Raw genomic sequence first — 12,779 nt, forward strand, 5'->3', positions numbered from 1 at the left:
AAATTGGTGACATGAAATTTAGATTTTGGTTGCTTTTTTGCCTGTTGAATTTAACTCTTTTTGGACAAAGAGGTTTGATTCAGTATTCAAAAGAGAATGGATTAAACTCTAATGAAATTCGGGATGTGGCATATGACCACAATGGGTTTATCTGGCTGGCGACCCCTAAAGGTATTGAGCGGTTTGATGGACAGCGGTTCATTCATTTCAAACACGATCCGCTCGATTCTTTGTCCCTGGCTTCAAATGATATTCAGGGACTTGTTTTTGACGGACGGAAAACCATTTGGGCTTCGACATACAACAAAGGGCTCATTGCAATCCAGACAGAAACTTTTGATATTGTAAATTACAATAAACACACCGTTCCTTCTTTCGGAAGTAACCGCATCAATACTATTGCTGTTCTGAACGACATCATCTGGTATTCATCCGTTGAAGGAAAGCTGTTTTCCTTTAATTCAAAAAGTAAAAGAACGGTTCGGTTTTCACTCAGAAAATTCGATCCCAAAGTTTCAAGTCTGAATGCGATTTTGATCGATAAGCTGGACCCGAATAAATTATGGATCATGGCTTCTAACGGATTATATCGTTTTGGTGTCCAGGATCGGGGTGGAACGTTGTTCAGGTTTAGGCGATCAACGGATATAAATCCGCAGGCTTCTTCCAGCTACCGGAATGATATGTCCTGTGCAGTTCAGGATAGCAAGGGAAATTTGTTTATCGGGCTCAAACGGGGCGGGCTGCTTTACTTTGACCAGTTTCAGGGCTTGTTTAAGTCCTTTCCGATTTCAATTGAGGACTTGAGATACCAAGAGATTTCCTCGATCCAATGGCGTGATTCCAGGTACTTATATCTCTGTCTTTTGAACAAAGAGATCTTGTTGTTCGATACCAACAAAAAGGAATATGTCCGTTATGAAGAATCCGAACGCAGTGCCGTAATGCCTTTCCGGATTACCAAGTTCGGATCTCAGCTCGCAATTGCAAGTTCCAATTCAGGGTTGTTTATTCACGATGAATCCCTGATTTACGGGATAAAGGTTAAGACCGATATACAATTGCAGGCAGTAAAATATTCTCCGGATAAGAAAAGCGCATATCAGTTGCTGGGTGGATCATCGGCAATATTGAAACGGATTAAGGGAAAGGGACCGGAGGTCATCCGGCTGGAGGGATTGATGGATGCAAAAACTTTCTATTACCTGAAAGATGGAAGCATCCTGGTAGTGGGAGAAAACGGATTGATCCGGATCGATCGGAACTACCGGATCGCCAATAAAACACTTCATTCGAATCACCGGTCGATCGATAAACGTTTTCAAAACTCCTTACTTGTCGGCGATTCCTTATTGTTTGTCGGAACCCTGGATGCTAGCCTGCTTCGTTTCAGGTTGTCGGACTTCTCGTTCAAAAAGATTTATTCCATCCCCGAAGAAACCAAATTGGATGAAACCCGGGAGTATTTTCCCCTGGCGATGGTTTACCTGGACCATGCGGTTTATTTTTCCGAAAATGAACAGTTATACCGGTACGACATTCAATCAAAGCAGGTTGAAAGGATCAAACTCTTCAACCACGAAAATACAGACCAGATTACCTGCCTGGCGATTAGCAATAAACAAAAGTTGTGGATAGGAACGCGGGCAAGCGGTGTTTGGAGTTATCAGTTAAAAACAAAAAAACTCTTAAATGAATTTACGTCCTTCAACGGACTTCAAAGCGATGAGGTGAACCAGCTGACCTTAGATTCCGGGGGGAGACTCTGGATCTTAAATCCTTCCTGTGTTGCAATAATAAACACCCATTCGGGAAAGGTTTTAAGTCTGGAAAAAAGAAACGGGATAAGTGATGTGTTTGCTATCAATGTCACACCTGATTCTGTTTATTTCCTGCAAAAGAATTCCTATGTTGTCGGGGAAATTTCAAAAAGCCTGCCGACCAGAAAAAAGGCGATTCCATATGTGATCCAGATCCGGGATATGAATGGTGTAAGCAGGTTTCCCAAAAGTAAGTTCAGATATGCTTATAACGAAAATAACCTGGTGTTTGAATTCGGCATCAGGGATTTCTCAAACGCCGAGAATAACATGGTGAGTTATCGTTTACTTGGCCTGGACAATAAATGGATCAACGGAAATCAAAAAAATGAAGCATTGTATCACAATCTTCCGAGTGATAAGTATGTTTTCCAGGTAAAGGTTGTTGAAGGAGATGAATCAACGATTACTTCCTATGCATTCAAGATCACAAAACCGTTCTGGAGACGCTGGTGGTTTATCACACTTTCAGCTCTTGCAGGTGCTTTTGGAATTTGGTTTTTCATGCGTTCGAGGATCAAACGGATTCAGAGTACCGAGCAAATGAAAGCAGAATTCAGTTTACAGATCAACGAAATGGAATCAAAAGCATTGAGGGCACAGATGAATCCCCATTTCCTGTTCAATAGCCTGAACTCAATTCGCTTGTTTATTTTGAAAGACGAAGTAGACAATGCAGCAGATTATATTGCCAAATTTTCGAAGTTGTTGCGCATGATCCTGAACTATTCACGGCAGGATATGATCACTGTTTACGATGAGATTCAATCGCTGAAATTGTACCTGGAATTCGAACGCCTGCGCTTTGACCAGGATTTTGATTTCGATCTGCAAATTGACGGACAGGAAGTCCTGGATTGCCAGATCCCGCCAATGATCATTCAACCCTTTATCGAAAATGCAATCTGGCACGGTTTGATGCCAAGAGCTGAAGAAGGAGGGAAGATCCGCGTATCGTTTCAAAAACAACTCAGCGGACTCTATGTCATGGTCCAGGATAACGGGATCGGGAGAGAAAAAGCAAAAGAAAACAACCGGAAACGTTCCTTAAAAGAGGGTAGTGTAGGTCTCCAGATTACCAAGGATCGTTTGCGCTCACTCACTTTAAGGACCAAACGGCAGAACGAATTTGAAATAGAAGATTTAATTGACGAAAATGGCCGGGCAATCGGAACTTTAGTTACCTTGTACTTTGAAACACCAAACTAGATTATGAAATTACGTGCAATTATTGTAGATGATGAAAGGCACAGTTTAGAAACTACTGCTATTTTAATTCGGAAGTTTTGTCCTGATGTTGAGGTCATTGCCGAATTACAAAGCCCAATCGACGCAGTCGAAGTAATTAATACGGAAGAGCCCGATTTACTCTTTCTTGATATATCAATGCCAAAGATGAATGGCTTTGAATTACTGAACGTATTGACCTATAAAGAATCCGATGTAATTTTCACCACTGCTTACGATGAATATGCCCTGGAAGGCTTTAAACAAGGGGCCGTACATTACCTGGTGAAACCTATTGATGCGGAGGACCTGGTTGAAAGTGTTCAGCGTGTGAAAAAGAAACGATCAGAGGGAAGATCATCCGGGATAAACGGAATGGGGCTGAAACCTAAAATTCCGATTTCTTCATTGAATGGGGTGGAACTGATCGAAGTTGACCAGATCATCCGCTGTGAATCAGATGGAAATTACACAACGATCGTTCTGCACCAGAGAAAGATCACAGTTTCGAAAACCTTGAAGGAAATTGAAAAGCAGCTGGTAGATTTTCCATTCTTTTTCAGATTACACAATTCTCATTTGGTAAACCTGAATCAGGTGGTTAAGTATATTCGTGGCGAAGGCGGTTCCGTGATTTTGTCAAACCAGGAGGAGATCGGGGTTTCCAGAAGCAAGAAAATGGAGCTTTTGGAAGTTTTGGGAATCAACTAACCCGGGAATTCACACACTGAAATCTAAAATCCACATGTTTAAGACGGGGACTTCTATGTCTTTCGTTACATTTGGTATAATAATACTATTGTTATGAAAACATTTCTGCTTGCGCTAATCGTATGTCTTTTATCTTCAGTTGTTTCCGGACAGGAAGGATTGATCAAATCTGTCGGTACAACGGCCAAAGAAAAAGCAAATGCCCAGGATTTCAATACTACCAGAAATAACCGTGAAAGGGGAAATCTGAGAGAAGAAAAGAAAGAAGCTTCTCCTGCACCTGCTTCGGCACCTGCAGAATCGGCATCGCCGGTAGAAACCGCGCCTTCGGGAGACTACCAGGCGTCCTATACTTTTACAAGCAGTGTAACATATAAAATTGAGAGTACGAATAAACCGGGTGAATCCCAGGATATCAATTACGATTTCGGAGACCAGGTGATCAAAATGGAGGCAGGTAAACAGGATATGTCTTCCATTATCGATTCGAAGAACGGTGTGATGATCATGCTGAACAACAAGGAGAAGACTGCAATGGTCATGTCGACCAAGGCGATGGAAGCTGCCATGAAACAGCAGCAAATGAACCAGGGTGAAAAACCGGCGGCCAAGGTTACAAAAACCGGCAGAACCAAAACTATCCTGGGTTATAAATGCGAAGAGATACTGATTGAATCCGATAAGAAAACGGAAGTGTGGATCACAAAAGATGCAGGGATCGACGTAAGCAATACGTTCGCAAATATGAGTAAGACTTCTGCTTCACAAATTCCGGACGAAGCTTTCAAAGAAGGAGGAATGATGATGGAAATGAATTCATACGATGCAGCAGGGAAAGCCGAAATGCATATGGTGATGACTGCTCTTTCCAAAGCAAGTAAAACGGTAAATATCGGCGCTTACAAAATAACTAAGCTATAGGAAAGCTTTTTGGATCAGGATAAATATACTTGTATCCGAGTTCCAGGGAATAAGCGTTCGAAATAATGCGTTCGGAACGTGTTTTGTCTTCAAATAACGGAGGCTGAATTCCAAGTTTGGAAGCCATCTCAGTATAAAATTGACCTTTTAACGGATGTTCGGTAGCGCATCCGTTTATTGTTTTATTCCAGATCTTATTCAGGATAACGTGCTCGATCAAACCAATAGCATCTTCCCGGTGGATTAAATTCACGCGTTCAAAAGCCTGGTAAGTTTTCCCCGACTTCGACATAGCAGTTACCGGGTATCGTGACGGACCAACCAAACCACTTAGCCGGATAACAGTTAAACGGTCCCGCAGCATGGAACTGATCGCCAGTTCGGCGTAACCCACTGAATTCGTTTTCACGGAACCGGCAGGATAATCCGATTCGGTAAATGTGGCATTCCTTTCGGGATAAATACTGGTAGAACTCAACTGGATCACTTTACAGGAAGGGGAGGCCAGGTCCAGCATACGGACACAATCTTTGGCATATGTTTTTTCATCCGTTTTTGACGGTGTAAATGCCAGGATAAGAACATCCACATCATTCAAATAAGCGCTTACTGCCTGTTTTTTTTGCAAAGGATCGAGCAGAACGTGCGAAAAACGTTCATGGGATAAGTCCACAGAACGCGATCGCGTTGTTCCGATTACCTGGAATCCTTTATTTAAGAGTGATTTTGCGAGTGGAAGTCCAAGCCATCCCAGTCCAATGATGCCTACCTTCATGGGAATAAATGTACGCTATTTGCGCTTAATTTTCCTTGATCCACGTGTTTTTTATAGTGTGTCGGACCAAATAATATTTACTGTCTCTCCAATAGAAGAAACAAACACAGTTATTAATCCCATCGATGATCATTTCGTATTCATTCCCGACATCACTTTTGATGGTCATGGTATACTTGATCTCCTCTTCGTTGTAATCGTATTTAGTAATGAAATAATCCGAAGAAATACTTGCCGTGGTGTGGTGAAAAGTCGTCAGTTCCTTGTTAAATTCGAATAAGGTTCCGCCTTCATCGGTAGAAGTTATATCCCATTGAGAGGTTTCTTCATTCCAAACACCATCCTGGCGATAATTCGTAGAGATGTTCAGTTGAGCAAAAGAAATGATGGAAGTAAACAGCAGGCTGAAGATTAAAAGGTACTTTTTCATAGCGTAATAATTTAGTTGAACAAAGTAACGATAGTAATTTACATTTCACAATAATGCAATTGGTGTATTTTGCTCACTTCGAGTGGTTTGTTTGTATGAATGTGTAAAATGTTATTGAGCTCTTTCCTTGAGAGGGAATTGGGATAAGTACTACAAGCGCAAATATTCAAAAAATGATCTGGATCATCATTTACAAGCGGCTTTTATCAGTAATTTTGGGACTAAATATCGACTATGTTTTCAAAAGGATTTATACGCTTAAACTGGATCACTTTGGTGCTGATCTTCCTGGTAATTATTGCCGGCAGTGTTGTACGGACATCAGGAAGCGGAATGGGTTGCCCGGATTGGCCGAAGTGTTTCGGATCATGGGTGCCTCCGACCAGTGAAGCACAATTACCTGGAAATTATAGGGAAGTGTATGGCGAAAAACGTGTGGCGAAGGTAGAGAAGTTTGCACGCTTCCTATCTGCGCTTGGAATGAAAGAAACAGCCGAAAAGATCAAAAAAGATCCGAGAACATATGAAGAAGAGCCTTTCAATGCACAACGAACCTGGACAGAATACGGAAACCGCCTGGTGGGATTTTTAGCAGGAAACGGGGTTTTGATCATCTTTCTTTGGGGATTTTTGAAATATCGCAAAGACCGGAGATTGGTTTGGCTTTCCCTGATCAACCTGGTTGCAATCGGTTTGAATGGCTGGTTCGGTTCCATTGTCGTAGCAACCAACCTGGTTCCCTGGACGATTACCGTTCACATGTTTTTAGCACTCCTGGTAGTTTGCCTTCAATTATTGCTCATTCGCAGGATCAGCCCGGTTCAGCAAAAGACTTTTAATTTACCCGTTGCAATGAAATGGCTGATCGGGATTATTTTGGCAATCACGGCCTACCAGATGTTTCTCGGAACGCAGGTACGCGAATACATTGATCAGTTAACACAGCAGGGCTTGGGAAGAGATGCCTGGACAAGCCGCTTCGGATGGGCCTTCTTTATTCATCGCTCCTTTTCCTGGGCAGTATTGGTTTTGATGGTTTTATTGGTATTCCTGAATTACAAAACAGACAAAGTCCAATCCGTTTACTGGGCATTTTTTGTGCTGGTCATTGAATTGACAGGCGGAGTTTTATTGGCTTATGCCGACATGCCAGGTTTTGTGCAAGTATCTCATTTATTGTGTGCTACTATTTTATTCGGGATCTTATTCCTACAATTCATAAGACTCCGACCTTTATCGAAACCCCTTTCAAAGAACAGTATCCGCGGATAAATTTCTACAGCTTTTGGTGTTTTTAGATTTGAAATTCGATAGAAATAGTATATTTGCACCCATCAATATGGAGTTTTCCTGATTGATGAAAAGAATAGAAAGATACTTACTGCATGCGCGCTAACGCTTGCATCGTCAGTTGAAAGTATACTTTCAACGGTCCTATAGCTCAGTCGGTTAGAGCAACTGACTCATAATCAGTAGGTGCTTGGTTCGATCCCAAGTGGGACCACCAAAAGAAAAAAGCGAATTACGGCAGTAGTTCGCTTTTTTCTTTTTGTCACTCTGTACTCGCTCTCACACTCACTCTTTCCAGGCTTTTTTCTTTTTGCAGAGCGAGTCCCGATAGCTATCGGGAGGAGAGTGAGAGAAGAGTGTGGACTTCCGGTTCGAAGTTTCGACAACCTGCTGTCATGTCGAGTGTTCGCCTTGTGTTCTCGATACGCTCCGCACTCGAACTGACAGGCGAACGTATCGAGACGGCAGCGGTTCGATTCCCTTTTGCTCGAAAGGCGTTGTATTTCAGTTTTTTTTGGTAGTATTGAATCAAATCATCCATACTGAAAAAATTCAATGAGAACAATCAGTTTTATCGATATAATCAAAGACTATCAATTGTCAGCTGACAAGGCTGTGAGAATTTTTCAGAATAAATACCAAGTCGATAATATTCTGGAAGGTTGGCATAGTGGAAAATATGAGCAGACCGGCAGGTTACCTGATGTAGGACTTTCTTTTTATGCTTTCCATGGTTTTGGATTAGCCGCACATTTCAAGGATAAAATTATGGACTTCGATTTCGCATTTTTTCCAGAACCGAGACACGATGGTTTTGATTTATGGAGATTAACAAACTTTATTCAAAATCAAATCGATAAATACCCTGAATATCAGGATAACAAAAAAATCGAAAGTGAATTTAATGAACTAATAAAAAATGGAGTTATAGTAAAACCCCAATTGGAATGTTCTACAACACTTTATTTTTTTAAGGATGCATTACACACTGAATTAATGGAAGAGATTGAAAGTAAATCTACCAATCAGGAGGCCTCATTAAAAACTAAAGAAACTTGGTGGAAGAAACTTTTTGGTTCTTAATCAGTAATTATTCCCGGTTCCGTTTCCCGTTCGCTCTTCTCCACAAAAAGAAAAAAGCCTTGGTAAAACTTACCAAGGCTTTCTGATTATCAAGTATTTTTATTGTTTCACAAACTTCGTATTTCCTCCTGATTTTGATCGGATAAGATATACTCCGTTTGTCAATAAGCTTACATCCAGTTCGTTTTTTCCGGATTTTAAAGTTTCCTGTTGAATGGTCTTTCCGGTCATATCAATAATTGAAATAGTTATTGCCTCAACGGACTCAATAAACAACTGATTCGTTGCCGGATTCGGGTAGAGATTCCATTCCTGTAACGGATTTTCATCGATGTTCAAACAAGTTTCAACAGTAATTGTTGCAAAATCAGAATCAGAACACCCCAATGAATCATCATAAATATAGGATATTACAGAAACACCCGTTCCCGCAACTACTGGATTAAATGAGGAGCCGCTTATCCCGTTCCCAGAGTAAAGACCTCCTGTAGGTTGTCCTGAAGGCAAAGGTACTAGACCTCCTTCGATACAAATTGTGTCTTGAGAAAAATCTCCGATTTGAACCACCGGATTCGGATTAACCTGAAGATTAATCACCACTACCGAATCACATCCATGAACAGAAAGCAACTCGTTGAAGTAATTACCGGAAGTTGTTTGCTCAGTTCCAAAAATGTTAATCGACTCTCCGGAACAAATTTGCAATGAATCAATGGTTTGCGTATAAGTTGGATAAATAGTTACTGCCAAAACCGTATCTGCATAACAATAAGGGTTGTACCGGATCACTTCCAGGTCAAAAGTTCCTGAAGTATCCGCATTCCAGATCAATTCATCAGAACTCAATTCAAAAATCTGATCGATTTTCCAGGATACCTGATCGTAAAGGATATTACTTATATTTCCCTGGAGTTCAGTCCCCTGACAAATAACTGTAGTCATCGGTAAAAGCTGCAATTCTGAGCATTCAAAAAGCGTATGGATAGTCGTATTAGTTACAACTGCTGGATTGTAATCAAAATAGATATTTGCAGTGTTTTTAAGAGAGGTTCCGATCGGAAGTCCTTCTTTCAGCCAAATACGGTATTTTACAAAACCATGGCTTGCAGGTTCATTTACAATACTGTCAGGCAGATTGATCTGGTCAAAATTGAATACCAGTTCACCCATTGCATTGATTGTTGTTTCCACGGGATGGCTTGAAGCAAGGTTACTTAGTGAGTTCCAAACGAAATTAGTATCTAGCTGATCCCGAATGACAACCGTTATAGATGTATCGTTACCTGTGTTTTGAAAACGAATGGTGTAGTCAATATATTCCACATCAGGTAAAATGAATCCTTCCGGACCAAATCCCACTGGTTCAGCAGCTTTGTCATTTGGGTCATAAGCACAAACCAGTATTTGATCAAATTGATCGGAATAGACATTTCCCGACAGGTGAGAGATCGCAGTTAGTGAACTGCTTAACGTATCTCCCATTGAATTAAAATCCGGCAGCTGAAGTTGAAGCAAAACTCCGGTTGAAGTGAACCAATCAAGACTGTCGAAACTCCAATAGTAATGATTTGAAACGATCGAATCGGGTGTAATATCTGCACTTATAAATGTAATATTCGTATCTAAAACAAATTCCATTACCCCTGAGGGTTGAGTGGTTCCATTATTCTTAACTGACAGCCAATAGTTAACAATAGAATTACAACGCGGAAATTCTCCTGAAAGATTTGGTGTTAAACTATCGAACAAGTCGGTTGGATAGAATCCAAAATCGAGACTGTCTTCAAACACAAAACCTGGAGTAACTGATACATGATAACTTAATGAATCAGATGTAATCCCCCAATGAGGATAATCAGAGGGCGTTAATTCATAGTTCGCCACTACAGTCGGATCAAAATCTATAGAATACCTTCCATTATCAAACGTGTAATGATAAACATCACTTGGTATAGAAATGATATTCGGTAGTGCAATTCCAATTTCAAGACTGTCTCTTTGTCCATTTTGATTTGCGTCAATGTAAAAATTACCACGTGCCTGGAACGGAGCTAATATGTCATTTTTATTTAGTGCGATCTTATCGCTATTGGAAAAAATCGTGAATACATCCTGGTCGCCATCATTATCAACGTCTGCAACCATTACTTTCGAATACCCACTGTTAAAATTCATGAGCGAACCGGACTCTCTTTTATCAAATTGTCCATTTCCATGGTTTTCAAACCAGCAAACCCCATTATGTAAATAAGTGCTGCGTGATGTTAAGATATCAGTATCGCCATCCAGATCCATATCCACTAATTTGAGATCCAAAAGACCAGGATATTCGTCATCAATGTTATTTTCCACACCTGTAAACACACCATTTCCAGGGTTTTCAAACCAACTTATAGCTCCGTTACCAAAAATGGAAACCACCACGTCGTTATCATGATCGTTATCCATATCTGCAATAGCGATTGATGATATATCACCATCTATTCCTACGATTTTACTTGTCCAGTTTGCCCCGTTCTTTTTATACCATAGAACCTGTGCAGCATTACAAAAGCCAATAACATCTTTTATCCCATCTCCATCCATATCCGCAGTTGAAATATACTTAGGATCACTTATGGCATTTAAAGCTGAAATAAACTTGATAGAACTGAAGGTGGCGCCACCCAAATTCTCGAACCAGACGAATCGGTTTATACTTAAAAATGCTGCTGCGATATCGATATCTCCATCGTTATCGAAGTCAGCAGCCGTAATATTTTCTACTCCGGTAACCGCTGTAGTAATTACCTGCTGCGGAGCAAATTGTCCACCTGTATTTTTGTACCAGGCAATCTTATTATCCAAAGGGGATGCAGAAACTAAATCTAAGAGCTGATCGCCATCCATGTCAACAGCTAATACTGTAACAGGTCCGTTGGCCTGGTTTGAAATCAATTTTTGAGGCGTATAAATCCCATTCCCTAAATTTTCATGCATGGCTATTTTATCATCGTCATAAGATATCGTTATCAGGTCCTCGTCACCATCAATATCTACATCCATTGTTATCATAGCACGAAGTCCCATTGCAGGGGACAAAATATTGTTCGGTGTTCCAAAAGTCCCGCTTGTATTTAAAAATGACAAAACCTTCGGATAATTGTCTGTAGAGATCGTTACGAGGTCATTCGTTCCATTATTATCCAGATCAGACATAGTCATGAATCGAATTCCACCCGTTACAGTATATGTAGATATTTGGTTTTTAGGACCAAAATTCCCGGATCCCAGATTTTCATGTAATGCGGTTTCACCACCACCTCCATAAACTATATCCAGATCACCATCTGCATCCACATCTGTTGCAAGCAGATCATAGGTATCTGCAGATGTAGATATGATTATTCCTGAAGTAAATACACCTGAATCATTTCTGAACCATTCAATTTTATCATCTCCTCTTGATCCAGCCAGAATATCTATATCCCCGTCATTGTCCATATCTGCTGCATATACTGCTTCAGGATATTGGAGACTGCTCAATAAAGTATTCGAGGAACCGAAACTCCCATTTCCTAAATTTTCATTCCAAATGATACCAGATTCAAAGCAAAATACTACATCATTGTCTCCATCATTATCCAAATCTGCAACAAAGACAGACGTTGGATTCCAACCATACCCAACAAAATGTTCTGTTTGAAAAACAGCTGAACCATCATTTTCATACCAATTAACGAAATCATTATCCATTGAAGAGGTAATCAAATCTTCATCTCCGTCACCATCCATATCAGCAGCAGATAATGTATTGAAATAGTTAAGATTAACCAAGCTATCAGTAGCAGCATAATTTCCATTTCCCAAACCACGATTCAAATGTAATACTGTACCTTCCGAACTCGCTATATCGCTTATTCCATCTCCATCTAAATCTGCAACAGCTAATGCTTTGGTTGTTCCTTTTTTAATAAGCTTAGGGGTACTCATTGCACCTGTCCCATTATTTATAAAAAGGAAAACTCCTTCTTCCATTCCTGCAACTACATCCTGATCACCGTCAGAATCACAATCAAATGTTCTAACAGATGTTCCATAATTTCCTGAAATATTGATGATGCTTTCCGGGGCGAATTGAGTATAACTGAATACAGGAATTAAAAAGAAAATTAAAGGTGCAAGGAGGCGCATACAATTAGTTTTAGATGTTTCAAAGTTAGTGATTAATTATCACAATGAATTACTGATTCAGGTTCCATTTCTGTTCGCTGTGGTCCGTAGTAATTGACGAAGGAAAATCTACTACGGAAAAGTCGCAGGATTGTAGCTCGAAGGATGTTCTAAGCTTCCTTCCCAGGCTTATCCTTCGGCTTTTCTGTCCGTCATTTGACGGACAGAGCCTCAGTCTTCGTCAGCCATGGCTGACTCTTCTTTTTGAGTAGTTAGCGTGAGGACTGTCCCGATAGCTATCGGGAGTAGGATTGTGGTTCGCAGTTTGAAAACTACTTCCATTGACGCTTTGGTCGGGGCTTTCAGTACT

8 protein-coding genes and 1 tRNA gene are annotated in these 12,779 nt (G+C 40.5%); 6 read left to right on the forward strand and 3 right to left on the reverse strand.

Features of this window, described 5'->3' with window-relative positions:
* The first annotated feature begins 11 nt into the window (after positions 1–11).
* The 3 genes from K0S23_RS00100 to K0S23_RS00110 all read left to right on the forward strand — a co-directional run bounded on the left by K0S23_RS00100 (position 12) and on the right by K0S23_RS00110 (position 4,679).
* The gene (locus K0S23_RS00100; RefSeq protein WP_300352592.1) at positions 12–3,029 is read left to right on the forward strand and encodes a histidine kinase; all 3,018 of its coding nucleotides are present in this window, start codon (positions 12–14) and stop codon (positions 3,027–3,029) included.
* A 3-nt stretch (positions 3,030–3,032) separates the two neighbouring features.
* Positions 3,033–3,758: a LytTR family DNA-binding domain-containing protein gene (locus tag K0S23_RS00105; RefSeq protein ID WP_300352595.1), complete on the forward strand. Its 726-nt coding sequence runs from the start codon at positions 3,033–3,035 to the stop codon at positions 3,756–3,758.
* Positions 3,759–3,851: 93 nt separating this feature from the next.
* Positions 3,852–4,679: a DUF4412 domain-containing protein gene (locus K0S23_RS00110; RefSeq protein ID WP_300352597.1), complete on the forward strand. Its 828-nt coding sequence runs from the start codon at positions 3,852–3,854 to the stop codon at positions 4,677–4,679.
* On the opposite strand, the gene K0S23_RS00115 is transcribed toward K0S23_RS00110, so the two are convergent.
* Positions 4,669–5,454, reverse strand: a complete 786-nt coding sequence (locus K0S23_RS00115; protein ID WP_300352600.1) for an NAD(P)-binding domain-containing protein — start codon at positions 5,452–5,454, stop codon at positions 4,669–4,671. The genes K0S23_RS00110 and K0S23_RS00115 overlap by 11 nt on opposite strands.
* Positions 5,455–5,479: 25 nt before the next feature.
* Complete coding sequence (locus tag K0S23_RS00120) at positions 5,480–5,884, reverse strand: hypothetical protein (RefSeq protein WP_300352603.1); 405 nt, start codon at positions 5,882–5,884, stop codon at positions 5,480–5,482.
* A 234-nt stretch (positions 5,885–6,118) separates the two neighbouring features.
* Here K0S23_RS00120 and K0S23_RS00125 point away from each other — a divergent pair, with 234 nt between their 5' ends.
* From K0S23_RS00125 to K0S23_RS00135, 3 genes are all read left to right on the forward strand, one after another.
* Positions 6,119–7,156 carry a COX15/CtaA family protein gene (locus tag K0S23_RS00125; protein WP_300352605.1) on the forward strand — a complete coding sequence of 346 codons (1,038 nt, stop codon included), beginning with the start codon at positions 6,119–6,121 and terminating at the stop codon, positions 7,154–7,156.
* Between the two features lie 158 nt (positions 7,157–7,314).
* Positions 7,315–7,391 (forward strand) — tRNA-Ile (locus tag K0S23_RS00130).
* Between the two features lie 338 nt (positions 7,392–7,729).
* Positions 7,730–8,257 carry a hypothetical protein gene (locus K0S23_RS00135; protein ID WP_300352608.1) on the forward strand — a complete coding sequence of 176 codons (528 nt, stop codon included), beginning with the start codon at positions 7,730–7,732 and terminating at the stop codon, positions 8,255–8,257.
* 99 nt (positions 8,258–8,356) lie between these two features.
* Here the strand turns inward: K0S23_RS00135 and K0S23_RS00140 are convergent, their stop codons facing one another.
* A complete protein-coding gene (locus K0S23_RS00140) occupies positions 8,357–12,430 on the reverse strand; it encodes a T9SS type A sorting domain-containing protein (RefSeq protein WP_300352611.1) in 4,074 nt (1,357 codons plus the stop codon).
* Between the last annotated feature and the right edge of the window lie 349 nt (positions 12,431–12,779).

The sequence above is a fragment of the Fluviicola sp. genome (assembly GCF_029266855.1).
In the GTDB taxonomy this organism is placed as follows: Bacteria; Bacteroidota; Bacteroidia; order Flavobacteriales_D; family Crocinitomicaceae; genus Fluviicola.

Excerpts from the sequence above, each read along its gene's own strand:
- K0S23_RS00100 (WP_300352592.1), top strand. The coding sequence starts at position 12 with ATGAAATTTAGATTTTGGTTGCTTTTTTGCCTGTTGAATTTAACTCTT.
- K0S23_RS00105 (WP_300352595.1), top strand. The coding sequence starts at position 3,033 with ATGAAATTACGTGCAATTATTGTAGATGATGAAAGGCACAGTTTAGAA.
- K0S23_RS00110 (WP_300352597.1), top strand. The coding sequence starts at position 3,852 with ATGAAAACATTTCTGCTTGCGCTAATCGTATGTCTTTTATCTTCAGTT.
- K0S23_RS00115 (WP_300352600.1), bottom strand. The coding sequence starts at position 5,454 with ATGAAGGTAGGCATCATTGGACTGGGATGGCTTGGACTTCCACTCGCA.
- K0S23_RS00120 (WP_300352603.1), bottom strand. The coding sequence starts at position 5,884 with ATGAAAAAGTACCTTTTAATCTTCAGCCTGCTGTTTACTTCCATCATT.
- K0S23_RS00125 (WP_300352605.1), top strand. The coding sequence starts at position 6,119 with ATGTTTTCAAAAGGATTTATACGCTTAAACTGGATCACTTTGGTGCTG.
- K0S23_RS00135 (WP_300352608.1), top strand. The coding sequence starts at position 7,730 with ATGAGAACAATCAGTTTTATCGATATAATCAAAGACTATCAATTGTCA.
- K0S23_RS00140 (WP_300352611.1), bottom strand. The coding sequence starts at position 12,430 with ATGCGCCTCCTTGCACCTTTAATTTTCTTTTTAATTCCTGTATTCAGT.